Below are 21884 nucleotides of genomic sequence, written 5' to 3'. Positions count from 1 at the left end.
CCTCACCTCAACTTCAGCGTTGCGAGGCCGACCATGGCGAGCACGACGGCGATGATCCAGAAGCGGATGACGACGGTCGGCTCCGCCCAGCCCTTCTGTTCGAAATGGTGATGCAGCGGCGCCATGCGGAAGACGCGCTTGCCAGTGAGCTTGAAAGACGCGACCTGCACGATGACGGAGACGGCTTCGAGCACGAAGAGGCCGCCGATGATCGCAAACACAAGCTCATGCTTCGCCGCGACCGAGATCGCACCGAGCGCGCCGCCAAGAGCAAGCGAGCCGGTGTCGCCCATGAAGACCATGGCGGGCGGCGCGTTGTACCAGAGAAAGCCGAGGCCCGCGCCGATGAGCGCGCCGCAGAAGACCGCAAGCTCGCCCGTTCCGGGCACGAAATGGATTTGCAGATAGTCGGCGAAGACCGCGTTGCCGACGAGATAGACGATGAGGCCGAGACTCGCCGATGCGATCATCACCGGCACGATGGCGAGGCCATCGAGACCGTCAGTGAGGTTCACGGCATTGGACGAGCCGACGATGACGAGCGCGCCGAAGACGAAGAAGAGCGGCCCGAGCTGGACCAGAACGCTCTTGAAGAAGGGAACGGTCAGCGCGGTCGCCAGCGGCTCCTTCGCCACCGACACCAGCGCATACATGGCAATGGCCGCAATGATGAATTCGAAGAAGAGCTTCACACGGCCCGGCACGCCCTTGGGCGAAATCTTCGAGACCTTGAGATAATCGTCGGCAAAGCCGACCGCGCCGAAGCCCAGCGTGACAAGCAACACGATCCAGACGTAGGGGTTGGAAAGATCGGCCCAGATCAGCACCGAGGGAACGAGGCCGAACAGAATGAGGAAGCCGCCCATGGTCGGCGTGCCCTGCTTCTGGATCACATGCGTCTGCGGCCCGTCCTCGCGGATCGGCTGGCCGCGGCGTTGACGCACCTTAAGCATCGCGATGACGCGCGGACCGAAAAGGAAGCTGATGAGCAGCGCCGTCAGCGTCGCGCCGCCGGTGCGGAAGGTGATGTAGCGAAAGACGTTGAGCGCGGCCCAGTCTTTGGACAAGCCTGCAAGGAAATCGTAAAGCATCAGGCTTCTCCCCTGTTACGCCGGATGCTTTCGCTGTCATCCTCGCCCAGCGCCAGCAGCGCATCGACGACCGGCCTCATCCGCGACCCGTTGGAACCTTTGACCATCACCACGTCCCCACTCTGGATCGCTTCGACGAGCGATCCGATGAGGGCATCGGAGGTTTCCGCATAAGCACCCTGGCGGTCGGCAGGCAACGCGTCATAAAGTCCGCGCATCAAGGGACCGCATGCAAAGACGAGATCGATGTCGGCGCGCGCGAGCGGCACCGCGACTTCGCGATGAAGCGCCGCCGCTTCCGGCCCAAGCTCCAGCATGTCGCCCAGGACGGCGATGCGGCGCGCGCGGGCTTCCGGCTCGGTCTGGCCCAGCGCCTCGATGGACGCGCGCATGGAAGCCGGATTGGCATTGTAGCTTTCGTCGATCACCGTGAAGGGACGGCCCGGCGCTTCGACGAGATGACGCTCGCCACGGCCCCGCGGCGCCTGAAGCTGCGCCAGCGCCATCGCCGCCAGCGCCAGATCGGCGTCGAGCGCATCGATGCAGGCGAGCATGGCAAGGCTGTTCATGACGATATGGCGGCCCGGAACGCCCAGCTTGTAGGTCACAGGCCGCCCGCAGATCTTCGCCGACACGCAGGAGCAGGTTTCCTTGAGCACCAGCTTTTCGAGATGGGCATCGGCCTCCGGATGCTCGCCGAACGAAATGATGCGGCCGGCGCCCGCCGCCTTGGCGCGGGCTTCGAGGCGGGCATAATGCGGATTGTCGCGGTTGAGGATCGCGACGCCGCCCTTCTGGAGCCCGTCGAAAATCTCGGCCTTCGCGTCGGCGATTTCCTCGACCGAGTCGAAATAGGCCATGTGCACGGCTTCGACTGTCGTGATGAGCGCGACAAAGGGCTCGACCAGCTTCGAGAGCGGCGTGATCTCGCCCGAATGGTTCATGCCGATTTCGAAGATGCCGAAGCGGGTATTCGCAGGCATGCGGGCGAGCGAGAGCGGCACGCCCCAGAGATTGTTGTACGAGGCGGCGGAGGCATGCGTCGGCCCCTGCTCCGACAGGATCATGCGGAGCGCTTCCTTGGTGCCCGTCTTGCCAACGCTGCCGGTAACGGCGACGACCTTCGCCCCGGCGCGACGGCGCGCCGTGCGGCCCAACGCATTCAGAGCCTCCAGCGCATCCGGCACAACGACGAGCGGACCGGCGCTGCGCATTGCAGGCGTCACATCGGAAACGATTGCGGCAGCGGCGCCATTCTGGAAGGCCGCGCCGACATAGGCGTGGCCATCGGAATTCTCGCCCTTGATGGCGACGAAGAGGTCGCCCTTCTCAAGCGAGCGGCTGTCGATGGAAACGCCATTGGCGATCCAGTCGGCACCTTCGGCCTTGCCGTCGGTCGCTGCGAGAACTTCAGCGCGGGTCCAGAGCGGTTTCATGCCTGACCTCCAAGGGCGCGCGCGGCGGCTTCGACCGCTTCGTGATCCGAGAAATGCACGGTGCGATTGCCGACGATCTGGCCGGTCTCATGGCCCTTGCCCGCGACGACGAGCACATCGCCCGCCTTCAATTCGCGCATGGCCGTTTCGATGGCCTCGCCGCGATCCGCAATCTCGATCGCGCCGTTCGCGGCCGCAAGGATCGCGGCACGGATGACAGCCGGATCTTCGCTACGGGGATTGTCGTCGGTCACATAAACGAGGTCGGCAAGCTTCGCCGCCGCAGCGCCCATTTGCGGACGCTTGCCGGGATCGCGGTCGCCGCCGCAACCGAAGACGACGACGAGGCGCTTCTTCGTGTGAGGACGCAACGCTTCGAGAAGATTTTCCAGAGCGTCCGGCGTATGGGCATAGTCGATATAGACCGATGCGCCATTCGGCAGATGGGCGACTTCTTCAAGCCTGCCCTTCGCGCCTTTGAGATTTTCCAGCGCGGTGAAAACCTTGGCCGGCTCACCGCCGCTGCCGATAACGAGACCGGCGGCAACCAGCGCATTCGACGCCTGAAAGGCGCCAACCAGCGGCAGGTTCACGCTGTAGTTCCGACCGTCATGGACGATGTCGAGAACCTGGCCGCGCGCGGTCGGCTTCGCGGCGACGAGGCAGATCGTCCGCCCCTTCCGCCCCACCGAGATGATGCGATGCCCGCGCGCCCAGGAAACCGCTTCGAACTCGGCGCAGAAATCCGCATCCGCGTTGAGAACGGCGACACCGCCCGGCGCCATGACCTCGCCAAAGAGGCGGAGCTTCGCATAGGCGTAGTCATCGAAGGTCGGATGATAGTCAAGATGATCGCGCGTGAGATTGGTGAAGGCCGCGGCGGCGAGTTTCACACCATCGAGACGAAACTGCGCAAGACCGTGGCTCGACGCTTCCATGGCGAGATGCGTCACGCCTTCGTCGGCGAGATCCGCAAGGGCCGCCTGCAGCGTCACCGGATCGGGCGTCGTATGGCCGAGCGCTCGTTCGCCCTTCGGCCCGACAATACCGACCGTGCCGACGCTCGCCGCTTCGAAGCCGAGCGCCGTCCAGATCTGGCGAACGAAAGTGACGATGGAGGTCTTGCCGTTCGTGCCTGTGACGGCCACGACCGTTTCCGGCTGCTTGCCGAAGAAGCGTGCGGCCATGAGCGCGAGGCGGCGGCGCGGATTGCGATCGGCAATGACGGGCACATCCGCCGAAATTTCCGTCAATGCATCGACGAGCAGCGCGGATGCGCCTTGGGCCAGCGCCTGCGGGATGAAGCGCGTGCCGTCCACTTTCGTTCCGGGCAATGCAGCAAAGAGGAAACCAGGCTTCACCTCGCGACTATCCGCCGTCAGGCCAACGATCTCCGTCCTGCCCCCTTCGGGGAGGTCGGGGTGATCTGGTCCGATGAGCGTCGCGAGCTGCATGTCAGCCAGCATTCCTAATCGTGTCCATTTGCGGTTTCCGGCTCGAAGGTGACGAGCTTTGCCTGTTGGAGCATGTTGTTGTCGTTACGCGGCTGTTCGATCGGCTGAAGGCCGAGCAGCGGCGCCACGCGCGAGACGACGCGCGCCGTCACCGGCGCCGCGTTCCAGCCCGCTGTCGCGAAGCCATAGGTCGCCTTCGTACCCTGCGGTTCGTCGAACATGACGATCATGGTGTAGCGCGGGTCGTTGGCCGGGAAGGCGCTGAGGAAGGACGAGATCAGCCTGTGCTTCGCATAGCCGCCGCCGATCGCCTTTTCCGCCGTGCCGGTCTTGCCCATCACCGGATAACCGGGAACATCGGCCTTCTTGCCGGTGCCGTCGGTGACGACGAGCCGGAGCAGCCCGCGCATCTGGGCGCTCACCTCTTCCGAAATCAGGCGCTCGCCCGGCTGGCTGTGCTCATGATGCAGAAGCGTCGGCGTGACCTTGGTGCCACCGTTGACGATGCCGGCCAGCGCCGCCACGACCTGCATCGGCGTCACCGCAATGCCCTGACCGAAAGACACGGTCATGGTCGAAAGCTCGCTCCAGTGGGGCGGAAGCAGCGGCTCGCCACTCTCCGGCAGCTCGATTTCCGGCTTCGAAAGCAGGCCGAAACGGCGCAGATATTCGCGATAGGCAGGCGTACCGAGCTCGAGGGCGATTTTCGCGGTGCCGATATTTGAGGAATACATGAAGACTTCAGGCACCGTGAGCCAGCGGTTCTCGGCGTGGTAATCGTGGATGGTGAACCGTGCATAATGGATCGGCTGAGTCGCGTCGAGCCGCGTATCGATACGCACCCTGCCCGAATCGAGCGCCGACGCGAGCGTCACCGCCTTGAAGACCGAACCCAGCTCATAAACGCCCAGCGTGGCGCGGTTGAAGCGCGCATCGTCGGACACGACCATCGGATCGTTGGGGTCGAAATCCGGCAGCGAACTCATGGCCACGACCTCGCCCGTATGGACATCCAAAATGATGCCGACGGCGGCCTTGGCGCTGAATTCCTTCTGCGCCTTTTCCAGCTCGTCGCGGAGCGCGAACTGAACGCGCATGTCAATCGACAAGGCGACCGGCTTGGCGCGCGGACCGCCCTCATTGCCTTCGCCGAGGCGCATCGACTTGTCGATATAACGCTCCATGCCGGCAATGCCGCGATTGTCGAGATCGACAGTGCCCAGGACATGCGACGAGGTGTGGCCGTTGGGATAGATGCGCTTCTGCTCCCGACGGAAGCCGAGGCCCGGCAGGCCCAGATAATGAACGGCATATTGCTGCTTCGGCGTCAGATCGCGCTTCAGCCAGATGAAGGCCCGGCCGGTTTCGAGCTTTGCGGCCACTTCTTCCGGATTGATGTCCGGAAGAACGGTCGCGAGCTGCCGGGCGGTATCCTGCGGATCGACGATCGCGCGGCCGTCGGCATAAAGCGATGCCGTCACGATATCGGTCGCCATGACCTCGCCATTGCGATCGACGACATCGGGGCGGTGGATCGGATCGGGTTCGCCCGCCGCTGCAACGCGCGGCCCCCGGTCGCCGCCGACGATGGCGAGTTCGACCAGACGCGCGCCAACCAGCGAGAAGCAGACGGCGAAAAGCGCGAGCGCGAGGAAGATGCGCCGCTCGGACGGCGTGCGAACCTCTTCCTGCTCGCCGACCTCATGAGGCATGTGCGGTTTGGCGATCGCGTCATATCCGGCCAGAACGACCCGGCCACGGGGCGAAGGCTGGTTGCGGCGGCCGATCATTGGATTGTCCTTTCGCCCGCGCCGATGTCTCCGGGCGCGATGCCGGCATAGCCTGCCGGCGGGCGGCGCGTGATCGGCGCGTAGAACTCGTCCGTCTTGTGCGGCACGGGCACATCCTGGAACGAACCGATCTGCGCGGCCTTCAAAGCCTCGAGGGTGGTGTAGCGCTGCGCGAGCTGCTGGAGCCGCTCAGGCTGGTTGAGATAGCTCCATTCGGCGCGAAGCACACGAATGCCTTCCTGCTCGCTCGCGATGTCGCGTTCGAGCTGCTCCGCGCGCCGGTCCGCTGCTTCGGCGCGATACTTGATGTCGTAAAGACCGACCGACAGCACGATCACCGCCAGCACAAGAATGATGTTGAGCGTACGGATCATGCCTGGCCCTCCAGAATGGACGGCATCCGGGCAATACCGAGATCGGCAAGATCAAGCGGCAGCACCGGCGCGGCAGTGCGCTCGGCGGCGCGGAGCTTCGCCGAACGCGCGCGCGGATTGATATCCGCCTCAGCCTCGGAGGCCTTGCGGGCCTTGTGTTCGATTTCGCGGAAGGACGGCGGCACTTCGTCAATTTCCGGCATGAAGCGATTGGCGCGGGCGGCGCGGCCCGTGCGCGCGGTAAGGAAACGCTTCACGACGCGATCCTCAAGCGAATGGAAGGTAACGGCGGCAAGGCGGCCACCTTCGCGCAGCAGCCCTTCGGCACCCGAAAGGCCACGGGCAAGCTCGCCCAGCTCGTCATTCACATAGATGCGCAGCGCCTGGAATGTGCGCGTAGCCGGATGGATGCGATCCTGCGGACGGCGGCCAATGACACGCGCCACAGTGTCGGCCAGCGCCAATGTGCGCTCGAAGCGTTCAGCCTCGCGCGCCTTGACGATGGCGCGGGCAACGGCGCGGGCGCGCTTCTCCTCGCCATAGACGGCGATGATGCGGGCGAGATCGCCCTCATCGAAGGTGTTGACCACATCGGCGGCGGAAACGCCCTGCCCGCTCATGCGCATGTCGAGCGGACCATCCTTCTGGAACGAGAAGCCGCGCTCGGCTTCGTCGATCTGCATGGAGGAGACGCCGAGATCGAGCACCACGCCGTCAACCGCCTCGTGACCGAGCTCGCGCACGAGGCGCGCCATGTCGCCGAAGCAACCTTCGACCAGGGTGAGACGGCCGGCGAATTTCGACTGCAGCTCGCGACCGCGCATGATGGCGGTCGGATCGCGGTCGATGGCCAGCACCGCGCAATCGGCGCTGCCGAGAATGGCCCTGGTATAGCCGCCTGCGCCAAACGTTCCATCGACATAGATGCCGCCGTCCTTCGGCTGAAGAACCTCCAGCACGTCGGCAAGCATCACGGGGATATGGGGAACGCGTTCGCTCATTGCGCACCCCCGACGGGCGGCAGGGTCGCGGTCGACTTCAGCAGATCGCCATAGGCGCGCGCCTTCTCCAGCGCTTCCGCGCGGAAGGCTTCGAACGCCTTGGGCTCCCAGATCTGAAACTTCTCGCCGAGCCCGACAAAGGTCGCCTCGTCGGTGATCCCGGCATGGGCGCGCAACTCCTCGGGGAGAATGATGCGGCCATCGCTATCGAACATGAGCTCGGCGCTATCGCCGATGAGCACAGACGCCAGCATGTCGCGCTCAGGCGAGAACGGGTCGAGACGCTGCAGCATCCGATCGATGTTTTCGGCGAAGCGCGGACCGCTGCCCTCGATGAAGGCGCCCTGGAACGAGGGAAAGCAGACGACGCCGCTCAGGCCCTGCGCGATCGCAACAGAACGAAACTTGGCCGGCAGCGAGACGCGGCCCTTCGCATCGATCTTGTTGGTGAAGCGCCCCCGGAACGACTCCATTGGCCGTACTGATCCCCTGTTCGGAGCGACCCGGTCCCGCAAGGTCCGCTCCATTCCCCGCCCGAAACGCGGGTGTCGGCTGGGCCGACGCAACTAGCATCCGGGACATCATGGGATAACATGGGAAAACGTGGAACGTCAATGGGAAAACCTAGTATTTCTGCGGATTTGCGCGGTATCAACACTTGTACACACGGGCTTTTGACAGGCTGAATATTGAAGAACATAAGTAGAACATTCGAAACTGTCCCATGATGACCCATGAGATGCCAGACGGTCGTGGCGAGAGGATGGCAGCCTTGGGAAAAGTGTCAGATGGCCTATAAGCCGGGTTCTGTGCCCTTACGGGCGATGGCCATTCATCTGGGACGTCCGTTACCGAACGCCTCGTGCAACCAACCCGGGCGGCGACCCGGAAACGGACCTGCCGGCGAACCGGCTATGCCGCCCCTATTTGGTTTTGCTCCCGGTGGGGTTTGCCGTGCCGCTTCCGTTACCGGTCGCGCGGTGCGCTCTTACCGCACCGTTTCACCCTTACCCGGAAGGCCGAAGCCTCGGCCGGGCGGTCTGTTCTCTGTGGCACTTTCCCTGGGGTCGCCCCCGCCGGCCGTTAGCCGGCACCGTGATTCCGTGGAGCCCGGACTTTCCTCTGCCCCGAAGGACAGCAGCCATCCGGCCATCTGACCCTTTGCAGATAGGGGGCTTTCAGGGAGATAGCAAGCCCGCTGACACCTTGTAGTCAGGCTCCTAAATACCAACATAGCCCCGACATGAAACAACAAGGGGAGGAGCTACCCATGAAAGCCGCCGTCTATTACGAAAACGGTCCGCCGAGCGTCCTGAAATACGAAGACGTGTCTGACCCCGCCTGCCTGCCGCAGGGCATCGTCATCAAGGTCGAGGCTGTCAGCATCGAAGGCGGCGATTCCCTGAACCGCGCCGGCGGCGCCCTCATCACCCACCCCCATATCGTCGGCTATCAGGCCGCGGGCACAATCATCGAGGTGGGTGCGGAGGTGAAGAACCTCAGGGTCGGTCAGCGGGTGACGACGGTGAATACGTTCGGCTCGCATGCCGAGAAGCGTTCGGTCCCCGCGCGCACCGCCTGGCCGGTTCCAGACGGTCTCGACATTCGGCACGCGGCCGCCATTCCCGTGCCCTTCGGCACGGCGGACGACTGCCTCTTCGAGTTCGGACGCCTGAAGGCCGGTGAAACGGTGCTCATTCAGGCGGGCGCGGGCGCCCTCGGCCTTGCCGCGATCCAGCTTGCCAAGCGCGCCGGCGCAACCGTGATCGCCACGGCATCGAGCGACGAGCGCCTCGAAAGGCTCAAGGCGTTCGGCATGGATCATGGCATCAACTACAGGACGCAGGATCTCGTCGCGGAAGCGAAGCGCCTCACCGACAATCGCGGCGTCGATCTCGTCGTCGATCCGGTCGGCGGCTCGACATTGCAGAAGTCGATCCTGTCGCTCGCCTATCGCGGCCGCGTGTCCTTCGTCGGCCGCGCGGGACGCGAGCCCATGACGGTCGATGTCAGCACCATGATGGGCGGCAACCAGTCGCTTTCAGGCGTATTTCTCGGCGCGGAAATACTCACCGACCGCGTACACGCCAATATCCAGCGCCACATCGACGATGCCGCGGCTGGAAAGCTCAAGGTCGTGATCGACAAGACCTTCGCGCTGAAGGACGCGGCGGCGGCGCACGAATATATCGAGAGCCGCAAGGCCGTCGGTCGCGTTCTGCTGATTCCGTAAGGTCAGATCAGTTCGAGCAATCGGTGAAGGGTGGCGACGGTCGAAAGATCCGCCACCCCATCGACCTTTGCGGGCCGGAAATGACGCTGGAAGGCGCGGACCACAGCTTCCGTCCTGGCATCATAGACGCCAAGCACCTCGACGCCGTAACCATAGCTGCCCAGACGATATTGAAGCTGCGCGACGGTGTCGCCACGATCGCCCAGCTTGAGTTCAGGCCCTTCGACAATGGGCTCAGGCGCGACCCAAAGCCCGATGCCCGCGCGGGAAAGACGCGCCCAGTCGAACCACTCGCCGGGATCGGCCTTCCGCTCGGGCGCAACATCGGAATGTGCGAGCACGTTGCGCGGCGAAATCGGATTGCGCGACATGATGTCGAGGCAAAGCTTTTCAAGCGCCGCCATCTGCACATCGGGATAAGGCGGACAGCCGAAATCATGTCCGCCGTTCACGATCTCGATGCCGATGGAATGACCGTTGATATCGCGCTCCCCTGCCCAGCTCGACACGCCCGCGTGCCAGGCGCGCTTTTCCTCATCGACAAGGCGGAGGATGTAGCCCTTCTCGTCCACGACGTAATGCGACGAGACCTTCGCCTCGGGATTGCACAGAAGCTCGATCGCGGCCTCGGCCGTCGCCATGCCTGTGTAATGCAGCACAAGAATTTCGGTCCGCGCGCCATCGGGGCGTTCGTTGAAATTGGGCGAATGACGCGTCGGAATGGCCATGCTCATTCAGGAGACCACAGGAACGATCCGCTTCTGACGGATGGAAATGATGAGTACGCCACTCAGCGCGATCAACGCGCCAACGATCATCCGCGCTGTCAGAACATCGCCGAGCAGCGCCACGCTGAACATGACGGTGAAAATCGGCGAAAGCAAGGTGAGCGGCGCCGTCTGCGAGACCTCATAGCGTTGCAGCAGATAGTAGATGCCCGCATGGCCGATGAGGCTCGAGGCAAACGACGTATAAAAGATCCCCGACCACTGCAACATGCTGGCACTGGTCAGTATTCGCCACTGGTCATGCTCGAAGGCGAACGAACCGACGAGCATCACCGGCGCCGCGACGGCGGCAATCCAGGCCTGCATTTCAAAGACGCCGACATTCCTGATCTGGCGCTGGACGATGGTTCCGACCGAGCCGATCAGCGATGACGCGATGACGCAGAGCACGCCCGCAATGAAGTGAAAGACCGTCGGATCGAAGCTGATGACCATGACGCCGAGGAATGAAAGCGCGATGCCTGTCCAGCGGCGCCAATGAACCTGCTCCTTCAGGAAGATCACGGACATGATGGTCGAAAACGGCACGCCGAGCTGGCTGACGATGGCGACAACTGAAGGCCGCGACAGCGCTATGCCCGCGAAGAAGAACCCGAAGCCGATGGGCCCTGCGCAAAGCGCAATGATGAGCACCTGCTTCATGCGGCCTTCATGAATCCGCAAAAAGGGGAAAAGCACCAGGACGATGAGCGTAAAGCGCAGCGCCGTGAACAGCATGGGCGGGAAATGGTCGAGGCTCACCTTGGAGGCAATGAGCGCAAAACCCCAGACGAGGTTTATGAGCATCATGAAGGCGAGGTGCTGCGGGGTCATGTCGGGTGCGGAGGAACCTGAGGGTCTGGGCTGCCCTTGTTAGCCCAGCCTTTTGTGCAAGCCTAGGCTCTTTCCGCGATACCGCGCGTTTTCATGATCTTTTCATAGGCAACATTGATCGCGGCCAGCTTGTCGCTGGCAATGGAAACCAGTTCCTCGGGAACGCCGCGGGCGATCAGCGTATCGGGATGGTTTTCACGAACGAGGCGGCGATAGGCCTTTTTCAGATCGTCGTCTGAAATATCCGGCGTGATGCCGAGGACCAGGTAAGGGTCGAGGCGGGGCGTGCCGAGATGGCTCGCCCTGATGCGCGCGAACTCGACCTCCGAAAAGCCGAAAATGTCAGCCACGGCACGGAGATAGTCGATCTCCGCCGGGTGGACGTAATTGTCCGCTTTTGCAATGTGAAAGAGAGCGTCGAGCACGTCTTCGAGCGTGCCGGGCTTATCCCGGTAGATCCTGGCGATCTGCCCCGCATAGGCCTCGAATCCGGCGACGTCCTGCTGGGCGATGCGGTAAAGACGATTGACGTTGGCCCGCTCCGCAGGGGGCACGTGCAACACATCGTCCAGAGCGCGGACCTCTTCGTCCGTCACCTCACCGTCGGCCATGGCCATCTTGGCCGAGAGGGCAATCAGGGCGATCGTGAAGACGACCTCATCGTCGCGGAGAGCGCGGTCGATGACGAAATGGCCGGCGACCGCGCCCAGAAGCGCGCCCATAGGTCCGCCGACCGCCAAACCGACGCCGGCACCCGCGATTTTTCCCCAAATGGACATGGAAGAAGTCTAGGACGAAAAGGCAGGCTCCGCATCGGGCATTTCCGCATGGCGATTTGAATAAATCGTGATGTAAGCGACGATGCGCGGCCGCTCGTCATTGCCTACAATCGCCCGCGAGTTCCCCCGCCCCATGAAGCCGAAGACGCCAATCCGCCATGACTGATCGCTGGGATTTCTGGATCGACCGTGGCGGCACATTCACCGACATCGTGGCGCGGACGCCCGAAGGCAGGCTTCTCGCCAGGAAACTCCTGTCCGAGAACCCGGAGCGCTACGAGGACGCGGCTCTGGCCGGAATAGGCGAGTTTCTCGGCGTGCCGCACGGCGCCGCGTTGCCCTCGCATCGCATCGGCGCGGTCAAGATGGGAACGACGGTCGCCACCAATGCCCTGCTCGAGCGCAAGGGAGAGCGCGTTCTCTTTCTGACCACGCTCGGCTTTGCCGACGCGCTGCGCATCGGCTACCAGAACCGCCCCCACCTCTTCCGGCTCAAGATCGAAAAGCCCGAAATGCTGTTCGAGCGCTCCGTCGAAGTCGCCGAGCGCATCACGGCGCAGGGAGAGCTGCTGACGCCGCTCGACGAAGACGCAACGAGCCGCGCACTGACAGAAGCCCATGAAGCCGGCATTCGCGCCGTCGCCATCTGCTTCATGCACGGATATCGATACCCCGAGCACGAGAGACGTGCGGCAGAGATCGCGCGGGAAATCGGTTTCACGCAAATCTCGACAAGCCACGCCGTGAGCCCGCTGATGAAATTCGTTTCGCGCGGCGACACCACCGTGGTCGATGCCTATCTCTCGCCGATCCTCCGGCGCTATGTGGACCGTGTGGCGGCAGCGCTGGGCGGCGGGGCGTCGCGGCTCTTCTTCATGCGGTCATCGGGCGGCCTCACCGACGCAAGGCTCTTTGAAGGAAAGGACGCAATCCTCTCCGGCCCGGCCGGCGGCGTGGTCGGCGCGGTGGAGACGAGCCGTCTCGCCGGCCTCGACCGCATCATCGGCTTCGACATGGGCGGCACCTCAACAGATGTCTGCCATTATGATGGCGAGTTCGAACGGAGCTTCGAGACGCAGGTCGCAGGCGTGCGCATGCGCGCGCCAATGATGCAGATTCACACCGTCGCGGCGGGCGGCGGATCGATCCTTCATTGGGACGGCCCCCGTCTCCGTGTGGGTCCGGACTCCGCCGGCGCCAATCCCGGCCCCGCCTCCTATCGGCGCGGCGGGCCGCTGACCGTGACCGACGCCAATGTCATGGTCGGCAAGCTCATGCCGGACTTCTTCCCTCATGTCTTCGGCCCCAATGCCGACGAGCCGCTTGATGTAGATGCGGTCCGCGCGTCCTTCGAACCCGCGTCACGCGAGATCGCCAAGACGCCGGAGGAGACGGCGGATGGCTTCATCCGCATCGCCGTCGAAAACATGGCGCAGGCCATCAAGAAGATTTCCGTGCAACGCGGTCATGACGTGACCGCCTATGCCCTCACCTGCTTCGGCGGCGCTGGCGGGCAACATGCATGCCTCGTCGCCGATGCGCTGGGCATGCGGCGGGTCTTCTTCCATCCATTTTCGGGCGTGCTGTCGGCCTATGGCATGGGCCTCGCCGACATTCGCGCTAGCCGGGAGCGCGCGGTTGAGATGGAGCTCGACGCCGCCTCGCTGGCCGCGCTCGACGCAACAATCGCCGAACTCTCCGCCACGACCCGGAGCGAGGTTTCCAGCCAGGGCGTCGACGCGGCGTGCATCGCCACATTCCCGCGCCTCCATCTGCGCTACGCGGGAACGGACACGGCGCTCATCGTCGATCACGCCGCGCTCGAAGCGCTGCGCGAAGCCTTCGAAGCCGCGCATCGCAAGCGCTTCGGCTTCATCGCCGATGCCAAGCCCATCGTCATCGAAGCCGTCTCGGTGGAAGCTGTCGGCAAGGATGCGGAAGTCGCCGAAGATCTGCGTGTGGGCCTGCGCGACGGCGGCGTGGCAGAGCCTGCCCGCAAGACGCGCTTCTTCTCCGAAGGGAGCTGGCACGAAGCCCCCGTATATCTGCGCGACGCTCTGGCGCCCGGCGACGAGATCGCGGGTCCCGCCATCATCATCGAACCGCATCAGACCATCGTGATCGAACCCGGCTGGCACGCCGAGGTGACGAAGCTCGACCATGTGCTGCTGACGCGGCGCCAAGCTAAGCTGCGCACTCACGCTATCGGTACCGACGCCGATCCAGTCATGCTGGAGATCTTCAACAATCTCTTCATGTCGATTGCCGAGCAGATGGGCTTCACGCTCGAAAAGACGGCATATTCCGTCAACATCAAGGAACGGCTGGACTTCTCCTGCGCGGTGTTCGACCGATCGGGTGGGCTCGTCGCCAACGCCCCGCATATGCCGGTGCATCTGGGCTCCATGGGCGCGAGCGTGCGCGCGGTGATCGACCAGAACCCCGACATGGGACCGGGTGACGCCTTCGTCCTGAACGCACCTTACAATGGTGGTACACATCTCCCCGATGTGACCGTGGTCGCGCCCGTCTATGACGAGCACGGGCGCGACCGCCTTTTCTATGTCGCAGCCCGCGGGCACCATGCCGATATCGGCGGCATCTCGCCGGGCTCCATGCCCGCACATTCGACAAGTGTCGAGGAAGAAGGCGTCCTCATCGACAATTTCCGATTGGTCGAACGGGGCCGCTTTCGCGAAGCAGAAATGCGCACGCTTCTCTCCTCAGGCCCCTATGCGGCCCGCAACCCGGACCAGAACATCGCCGATCTTCGCGCCCAGATCGCGGCCTGCGAGAAAGGCGCGCAGGAACTTCGCAAGATGGTGGCGCAATTTGGCCTCGATGTCGTCGAAGCCTATATGGGCCATGTGCAGGACAATGCCGAGGAAAGCGTGCGCCGCGTCATCGGCAGGCTGAAGGATGCGCGCTTCGAGCAGAAGATGGATGATGGGTCGGTCATCAATGTGGCTGTGGCCGTCGATCGCGCCGCGCGCTCGGCAAGGATCGACTTCACCGGCACCAGCGCCACGCTCCCGACAAATCTCAACGCGCCTTCGTCTGTCGCACGCGCGGCTGTGCTCTATGTCTTCCGCTGCATGGTGGATGACGACATTCCGCTGAACGAAGGCTGCCTCAAGCCGCTCGAGATCATTATTCCCGAGGGCACGATGCTCAGCCCCCGCTTTCCGGCAGCCGTCGTCGGCGGCAATGTCGAGACGAGCCAGGCGGTGACGGACGCGCTCTTCGGCGCCTTCGGCGTCATGGCCTCCGCGCAAGGCACTATGAATAATCTCACCTTCGGCAATGCGCGTTACCAATATTACGAGACGATCTGCGGCGGCGCCGGCGCGGGGCCGGATTTCGACGGCGCTTCCGCCGTGCACACGCATATGACCAATTCGCGCCTCACCGACCCGGAAGTGCTGGAATGGCGCTTCCCTGTTCTGCTCGAAGACTTCTCCATCCGGCGCGGCTCCGGCGGCGCGGGACGCCACAAAGGTGGCGACGGCGTATCGAGACGCATCCGCTTCCGCGAGAAGATGACCGTCTCCATCCTCTCCACGCACCGCATCGTGCCGCCATTCGGCCTTGAGGGCGGCGCGTCTGCGGCGCTCGGCGAAAATGAAATTCGTCGCGCCGATGGACGCGTAGAAGAACTGTCAGGTTCAGATCAGGTCGAACTCGATGCGGGCGACGCCATCATCATCAGGACACCGGGCGGCGGCGGATTTGGCCCCGCGAAAATGTGAAATGTCATTTTCTCGAGTCGCGGCATAAGGGAAGCATGCCGCAGGCGCGAAACGTCGCATTGCCTGATGAGCACACCGCCTTCGCGCGCCGCGGAATCCCGCCCTTTCCCGCCCATGCAGCGAGGCCACAATGTTGCAGCGGCGACGCATGCGCGATTGAACTTGCGCCTTGGCCCAACTTGCGCAGAGTCTCGGGTCACGCCCATTGCGTATCAACCACTCTCGGGAGGCCAGCATGACCTTTTCCACGAAAGTCGGTTACGCCGTTACCGGTCTCGCATTCCTTTTTGTCGGCGCGGTCACGTTCGGCGTCTTCTGACGCCCGTGGCTCAGGCCGCCGCCTCGTCCGATCCCGGCGTGTAGTTGAGGATCGGCGCGAGCCAGCGTTCGCATTCGGCCAATGTCATACCCTTGCGCGCGGCGTAATCCTTCACCTGATCGCGTTCGATGCGGCCGACGCCGAAATATTCCGCCTGCGGATGGCTGAAATAGAGGCCGCTCACGGCAGCGCCCGGCCACATCGCGAAGCTTTCCGTGAGCTTGATGCCCGCAGCCTTCTCCGCATCAAGCAGATCGAAGAGGGGCCGCTTCTCGGTGTGATCGGGCTGCGCGGGATAGCCCGGCGCAGGACGGATGCCCTGATACTTTTCGGCGATCATTTCCTCGTTGGAAAGTTGTTCGTCCGCCGCATAGCCCCAGAACTCGCGGCGTACGCGGGCGTGGAGATGTTCGGCGAAGGCTTCGGCAAGGCGGTCCGCCAGCGCCTTGGAAAGGATCGCCTTGTAGTCGTCGTTCTTTTCCTCGAAGCGCTTCGCCACCTCGTCCTCGCCATGACCTGAAGTCACGGCGAAGCCGCCAATATAGTCGGCAATGCCCGTCTCCTTGGGCGCAATGAAGTCGGCAAGCGCCATGTTGGCGCGGTCGGACGTGCCCCGCGCCATCTGCTGACGCAACGAGTGGAAAACCGTCAGGCGCTCCTTGCGGCTATCGTCGGTGTAAAGCTCGATATCGTCGGTGCCGATCTGGTTCGCGGGCCAGAAGCCGATGACGGCGGACGCCTTCAGCCACTTCTCGGAGACCATCTGGGCGAGCATTTCCTGCGCGTCGTCGAACAGAGCCTGCGCCGCCTCGCCCATCTTGTCGTCCTTCAGGATCTGCGGGTAATGGCCCGCGAGTTCCCATGTCGCGAAGAAAGGCGTCCAGTCGATGAAGGGCACGAGCTTTTCGAGCGGATAGTCTTCAAGCACCCTGGTTCCGAGGAAGCTCGGCTTCACGGGCTTGTAACCTGCCCAGTCGATCTTGAGACGATGCGCGCGCGCGGCCTCAAGCGTCTGACGCTCGCGGGAGCCGCGCGCATTGGCGTGAGCAGCCGCCATTTTCGCATATTCGTCGCGAATATCGGCGATGTACTTTTCCCTTGCCGTTGGCGAAATCAGGTTCGAGACGACGCCCACGGCGCGGCTCGCATCCGTCACATAGACGGCCTGCCCGCGCTTGTAGTTGGGATGGACCTTGACGGCAGTGTGAATGCGGCTGGTCGTCGCCCCGCCGATCATCAGCGGAATGTCGAAGCCTTCGCGCTCCATCTCGGCGGCGACGTGGCACATTTCGTCGAGACTGGGCGTGATGAGGCCGGAAAGGCCAATGACGTCGACCTTTTCCGCGCGCGCGACCTCAAGGATCTTCTGCGCGGGCACCATGACGCCGAGGTCGATCACCTCGAAATTGTTGCACTGGAGCACGACGCCGACGATGTTCTTGCCGATATCGTGGACGTCGCCCTTCACGGTCGCCATGAGAACCTTTGCAGCAGCTTCCTTCTGCGTTGCGCCCGTGAGGCGCTTCTCCTCCTCCATGAAGGGAAGCAGATAGGCCACGGCCTGTTTCATCACGCGGGCCGACTTCACCACCTGCGGCAGGAACATCTTGCCCGAGCCGAAAAGGTCGCCGACGACGTTCATGCCGTCCATCAACGGGCCCTCGATGACGTCAAGCGGCCGCGTCGCTTCCTTTCTTGCCGCCTCGGTATCTTCCTCGATGAAGGCGTTGATCCCCTTCACCAGAGCATGGGTCAGGCGCTCCTTTACGGGCAGTTCGCGCCACGAAAGGTCTTCTTCCTTCTTCTTGCCCGCCTCGCCCTTGTAGCGTTCGGCAATTTCCAGCAGGCGCTCGGTCGCGTCGGGACGGCGGTTGAGGATCACATCTTCGACGCGCGTGCGCAGTTCGGGCTCGATCTCGTCATAGATGGCGAGCTGCCCCGCATTGACGATGCCCATGTCCATACCGGCCTGAATGGCGTGATAGAGGAACACCGAATGCATCGCCTCGCGCACAGGCTCGTTGCCGCGGAAGGAGAAGGAGATGTTGGAAACCCCGCCGGAAACATGAGCATGAGGAAGGCACTGCTTGATGCGCTTCGTCGCCTCGATGAATTCGACACCGTAATTATTGTGCTCCTCGATGCCGGTCGCCACGGCAAAGATGTTCGGATCGAAGATGATGTCTTCCGGCGGGAAGCCGACCTTGTCGACCAGCAGATTGTAGGACCGCTCGCAGATCGCGAATTTGCGCTCCGCCGTGTCGGCCTGCCCGTCCTCATCGAAAGCCATGACAACGGCTGCCGCGCCATAGCGTCGAATCTTGCGGGCATGTTCGAGGAAAGCGTCCTCGCCTTCCTTGAGGCTGATCGAATTGACGATCGCCTTGCCCTGTACGCATTTGAGACCGGCCTCGATGATCGACCATTTCGAGCTGTCGATCATGACCGGCACGCGGGCAATGTCGGGCTCGGCGGCGATGAGGTTCAGGAACGTGACCATGGCCTGCTCGCTGTCGAGCATGCCCTCATCCATGTTGATGTCGATGATCTGGGCGCCATTGTCGACCTGCTGGCGGGCAACGGCCAGTGCCTCGTCGAAGCGGCCTTCGACGATCAGCTTTTTGAATTTCGCCGATCCGGTGACGTTGGTCCGTTCGCCGACATTGATGAAATTGGCAGAGGCGTTGGTCATTTCACTTCTTTTCTGAGCAGGCTTACGGCGCGGTGAAGGCTTCGAGACCGGAGAGGCGCAGGCGCGGCTCGACGGCGGGCGGCGTGCGCGGCTTCACGCCCTTCACCGCCTCGGCAATGGCGTGGATATGCGCGGGCGTCGTGCCGCAGCAGCCGCCTACGATGTTGACGAGACCCGAGGTCGCGAACTCGCCCACGAGATGCGACATGTGCTCGGGGCTCTCGTCATATTCGCCCATTTCGTTCGGCAGGCCGGCATTGGGATGGGCGCTGACGCGCACATCGGACACGCGGGCCAGCGTGTCGATATGGGCGCGCATCTCCTTCGCGCCCAGCGCACAGTTGAGGCCGATGGAAAGCGGCTTCACATGGGAAACCGAATTCCAGAAGGCTTCCGGCGTCTGGCCAGAGAGAAGACGGCCCGACATGTCGGTGATCGTGCCCGAGATCATCACGGGCAGTTCGAAGCCAATCTCCTCGAAAACCTCATCGACCGCAAAGAGCGCCGCCTTGGCGTTCAGCGTGTCGAAAATCGTTTCAACAAGGATCGTGTCGGCACCGCCTTCAATGAGGCCGCGCGTCGCTTCCTTGTAGGCGTCGCGAAGCTGATCGAAGCTGATGTTGCGGAAGCCGGGATCGCTGACCTTGGGCGAGATCGAGGCGGTGCGGTTCGTCGGCCCGAGTACGCCCGCGACATAGCAGACGCGGCCCGGCGTCTCGCTCTCGGCGATATCGGCGGCCTGACGCGCGATGCGGGCGCTTTCGACATTCATCTCGTAGGCGACCGACTCCAGATGGTAGTCGGCCTGCGCGATGGTGGTCGCGCTGAACGTATTCGTTTCGGCGAAGTCCGCGCCCGCCCGGTAATAGGCAAGATGGATGTCGCGCAGAATGTCGGGACGCACGAGCGAGATAAGCTCGTTGTCGCCCTTGAGGTCCACCGGGTGATCCTTGAAGCGTTCGCCGCGGAAGTCCGCTTCCGTCAGCTTGTAGCCCTGGATCATGGTGCCCATGGCGCCGTCGAGCACGAGCACGCGCTCGTTGATCTCCTGTTTCAGGCGGGCGATGCGTTCGTCTCTGGTCATGGCGGCGGTCCTTTCTCTCACGCGACGGGAGCGGCCACGCGCTCGGGCCGGAGCCCGATCACATGACAGATCGCGAAGGTGAGATCGGCCTGGTTCAGCGTGTAAAAATGAAAGCGGTCAAAGCCATAGGCGCGCAGGCGGTTCACCTGCTCCGCCGCGACATAGGCCGCGATGAGCTTGCGCGTCTCGAGATCGTCGTCGAGACCAATATAATAGTCGTCGAGCCATTTCGGAATGCTGGCACCGCAGCGTTCAGCCATGCGCTTGGTGCCCTTGAAATTGGTCGTCGGCATGATGCCGGGCACGATCGGAACTTCGATACCCGCACGCCGCACCGCTTCGAGAAAGCGCGCATGGCGCTCCGTGTCGAAGGCGAATTGCGTGATGGCGCGCGTTGCGCCCGCATCGACCTTGCGCTTCAGAAGCTCGATATCTGCCTCGAAGGACGGCGATTCCGGGTGGCCTTCGGGATAGGCGCTGACGCTGACCTCGAAGCCGGCGATCTGTTTGATGCCAGCGACGAGTTCCGGTGTCGACTGATAGCCCTGCGGATGCGGCTTGTAGGCCGCGCCAAGTTCGGGCATGTCGCCGCGAAGCGCCACGATATGGCGCACGCCCGCCTCCCAATAGGAGCGGATGACGTCGTTCACTTCATCGCGGCTCGCACCGACGCAGGTGAGGTGAGCCGCAGGCGTCAGCGTCGTTTCCTGCACGATGCGCTTCACTGTCGCGTGAGTGCGCTCGCGCGTGGAGCCGCCGGCGCCATAGGTCACGGACACGAATTCCGGGCGCAGCGGTTCGAGACGCCGGATCGCGCGCCACAGATTTTCCTCCATCTCCGGCGTGCGGGGCGGGAAGAATTCGAATGAGACGCTGGTGCGCGCCTCCGCCTGTGTGTTTCGTCCGCTCATTCCTTCATCCCCGCCGTTTGACCGCTCGTCGCGTTGCGCCTCTGCACCGCGCCGGTTTTGAGTTTGTCGGCCGCATAGATAACGACCGTGAGTTTTGCTTCCTCGCCACCTTCCGGCGGCAACTCGCGCACCTCCCTCACCTCGAGACCCGCCTGGGTGAGCCAGCTTCGCACCTCGTCCTCGGTGAAGCCGAGGCGGCGATGCGCCTGCTCGTCACGGAGAAAGTCGAGCTCGTGGGGGGCGAAATCCGCGATCAGCAATCGGCCGCCGGGCTTCAGCACACGGGCGGCCTCGGCGACTGCGGCCGCGGGATCGTCGAGATAATGAAGAACCTGATGCAGCGTCACCAGATCGGCCGTCTCGTCCTGCAACGGCAGGTCGTAGAGGTCGCCCTGCCGCACCGAACAATGGTCGACGCCTGCCTGCTCGAGATGCGTGCGGGCCAGACCGAGCATTTCCGGGCTGAGGTCGATGCCGATGCCGATTTCAGCCTCGGCGCCGATGAGTTCGAGAATCCGCCCCGTGCCCGTTCCCAGGTCGACCAGCGTTCCGGTCTTATGGCCGGACGCAAGCTCCAGCAGCGCTTCCTCGACCTTGGCCTCGGATACGTGGAGGGAGCGGATGCGGTTCCATTGCTCGGCATTGGCGCTGAAGAAGGCCGCTGCCCGATCCGCGCGAAGGGCCCGGACGGCCTCCAGCCTTTCCATGTCCCGCGCGACCGTCAGGTCGCCCGCAGGCACCAGGCCGGTAAGGAGCGTCGCCAGACGAGCGCCCTGTCCTTCATGCGCCCGGCGATAGAAGACCCAGCTTCCCTCGCGGAAGCGGTCCAGCAGTCCGGCCTCGCACATCAGCTTCAGGTGCCGGCTCACCCTTGGCTGGCTCTGCCGGAGGATCTGGGTGAGTTCGGTGACCGTAAGCTCGCCCTTGGCCAGGATGGCAAGCAGGCGCAGCCGGGTCGGCTCTCCCGCCGCTCTCAAGCCTGTCAAAAGCCCTTCCATCCCACCTCGCACTTGCGAATTCGACGACTATATAAACATATCTTTATGTCTTATCAAGCCGGAATGAAGACTGCCTTGCACCGCAGCATTTCGGCAACACAGATGAGCGATCAATGCAGCAGTGACAGGGGGTTAGCTGGTTAACGAAGATTCACTGTGATAATTAAAGTGCCACATGAGAGTCTCTGCCTATGCCGCACATCTGGGGCGACGGCGTTCATTAGGCGTTAAGCGATATGCTTAATATTTTAGTCGGCCAGTGGAACCGGGCTGTGGCAACAGAGATTTAACCGAGGCCTGCGAAAGCGTTGGCGCCGGGAACGTGGCCCGGCGAATGACCGCCCCTTGCAGGCAAACGGGCAGCTTGATCGG

The 21884-nt window shown here is 63.3% G+C and carries 14 protein-coding genes, 1 other RNA gene and 1 pseudogene; 2 read left to right on the top strand and 14 right to left on the bottom strand.

Annotated elements, in window-relative coordinates; all coding sequences use genetic code 11:
* Window positions 1–2 precede the first annotated feature (2 nt).
* The 8 genes from mraY to rnpB form a co-directional block, all read right to left on the bottom strand.
* The gene (mraY, locus tag ABFC66_RS06620) at window positions 3–1091 is read right to left on the bottom strand and encodes a phospho-N-acetylmuramoyl-pentapeptide-transferase (RefSeq protein ID WP_346740153.1); all 1089 of its coding nucleotides are present in this window, start codon (window positions 1089–1091) and stop codon (window positions 3–5) included.
* Window positions 1091–2527, bottom strand: coding sequence for a UDP-N-acetylmuramoylalanyl-D-glutamyl-2,6-diaminopimelate--D-alanyl-D-alanine ligase (locus ABFC66_RS06615; protein WP_346740152.1), 1437 nt, complete (start codon window positions 2525–2527; stop codon window positions 1091–1093). The genes mraY and ABFC66_RS06615 overlap by 1 nt, the downstream gene beginning before the upstream one ends.
* Window positions 2524–3981, bottom strand: coding sequence for a UDP-N-acetylmuramoyl-L-alanyl-D-glutamate--2,6-diaminopimelate ligase (locus tag ABFC66_RS06610; protein WP_346740232.1), 1458 nt, complete (start codon window positions 3979–3981; stop codon window positions 2524–2526). Before ABFC66_RS06610 ends, ABFC66_RS06615 begins: the two co-directional genes overlap by 4 nt.
* A gap of 14 nt (window positions 3982–3995) precedes the next feature.
* Complete coding sequence (locus ABFC66_RS06605) at window positions 3996–5771, bottom strand: penicillin-binding protein 2 (RefSeq protein WP_346740151.1); 1776 nt, start codon at window positions 5769–5771, stop codon at window positions 3996–3998.
* The gene (locus ABFC66_RS06600) at window positions 5768–6145 is read right to left on the bottom strand and encodes a hypothetical protein (protein WP_346740150.1); all 378 of its coding nucleotides are present in this window, start codon (window positions 6143–6145) and stop codon (window positions 5768–5770) included. The genes ABFC66_RS06605 and ABFC66_RS06600 overlap by 4 nt, the downstream gene beginning before the upstream one ends.
* Window positions 6142–7146 (bottom strand): 16S rRNA (cytosine(1402)-N(4))-methyltransferase RsmH, encoded by a 1005-nt coding sequence (rsmH, locus tag ABFC66_RS06595; RefSeq protein ID WP_346740149.1) that lies wholly within the window; start codon window positions 7144–7146, stop codon window positions 6142–6144. The genes ABFC66_RS06600 and rsmH overlap by 4 nt, the downstream gene beginning before the upstream one ends.
* Complete coding sequence (mraZ, locus tag ABFC66_RS06590) at window positions 7143–7619, bottom strand: division/cell wall cluster transcriptional repressor MraZ (RefSeq protein WP_346740148.1); 477 nt, start codon at window positions 7617–7619, stop codon at window positions 7143–7145. Before mraZ ends, rsmH begins: the two co-directional genes overlap by 4 nt.
* A gap of 307 nt (window positions 7620–7926) precedes the next feature.
* Window positions 7927–8303, bottom strand: an RNA gene (rnpB, locus tag ABFC66_RS06585) — RNase P RNA component class A.
* Window positions 8304–8416: 113 nt separating this feature from the next.
* Here rnpB and ABFC66_RS06580 point away from each other — a divergent pair.
* Window positions 8417–9379, top strand: coding sequence for a zinc-binding alcohol dehydrogenase family protein (locus ABFC66_RS06580; protein WP_346740147.1), 963 nt, complete (start codon window positions 8417–8419; stop codon window positions 9377–9379).
* Window positions 9380–9381: 2 nt separating this feature from the next.
* Here the strand turns inward: ABFC66_RS06580 and ABFC66_RS06575 are convergent, their stop codons facing one another.
* From ABFC66_RS06575 to ABFC66_RS06565, 3 genes are all read right to left on the bottom strand, one after another.
* Complete coding sequence (locus tag ABFC66_RS06575; protein WP_346740146.1) at window positions 9382–10113, bottom strand: N-acetylmuramoyl-L-alanine amidase; 732 nt, start codon at window positions 10111–10113, stop codon at window positions 9382–9384.
* Window positions 10114–10980: a DMT family transporter gene (locus ABFC66_RS06570; RefSeq protein WP_346740145.1), complete on the bottom strand. Its 867-nt coding sequence runs from the start codon at window positions 10978–10980 to the stop codon at window positions 10114–10116.
* 62 nt (window positions 10981–11042) lie between these two features.
* Window positions 11043–11702 (bottom strand): TerB family tellurite resistance protein, encoded by a 660-nt coding sequence (locus tag ABFC66_RS06565; protein WP_346740144.1) that lies wholly within the window; start codon window positions 11700–11702, stop codon window positions 11043–11045.
* 215 nt (window positions 11703–11917) lie between these two features.
* On the opposite strand from ABFC66_RS06565, the gene ABFC66_RS06560 reads away from it, so the two are divergent.
* On the top strand, window positions 11918–15508 hold the full coding sequence (locus tag ABFC66_RS06560; protein WP_346740143.1) for a hydantoinase B/oxoprolinase family protein: 3591 nt from the start codon (window positions 11918–11920) through the stop codon (window positions 15506–15508).
* 329 nt (window positions 15509–15837) lie between these two features.
* Here ABFC66_RS06560 and metH read toward each other — a convergent pair.
* The 3 genes and pseudogenes from metH to ABFC66_RS06545 all read right to left on the bottom strand — a co-directional run bounded on the left by metH (window position 15838) and on the right by ABFC66_RS06545 (window position 21500).
* Window positions 15838–19603, bottom strand: a pseudogene (gene metH / locus ABFC66_RS06555) (methionine synthase).
* Between the two features lie 17 nt (window positions 19604–19620).
* The gene (gene metF / locus ABFC66_RS06550) at window positions 19621–20514 is read right to left on the bottom strand and encodes a methylenetetrahydrofolate reductase [NAD(P)H] (RefSeq protein ID WP_346740142.1); all 894 of its coding nucleotides are present in this window, start codon (window positions 20512–20514) and stop codon (window positions 19621–19623) included.
* Window positions 20511–21500: a metalloregulator ArsR/SmtB family transcription factor gene (locus tag ABFC66_RS06545; protein WP_346740141.1), complete on the bottom strand. Its 990-nt coding sequence runs from the start codon at window positions 21498–21500 to the stop codon at window positions 20511–20513. The genes metF and ABFC66_RS06545 overlap by 4 nt, the downstream gene beginning before the upstream one ends.
* Window positions 21501–21884: the final 384 nt, after the last annotated feature.

This window comes from Parvibaculum sp., from assembly GCF_039680535.1.
Taxonomy (GTDB): domain Bacteria; phylum Pseudomonadota; class Alphaproteobacteria; order Parvibaculales; family Parvibaculaceae; genus Parvibaculum.
This window is presented reverse-complemented; position numbering and strand designations above follow the sequence as displayed.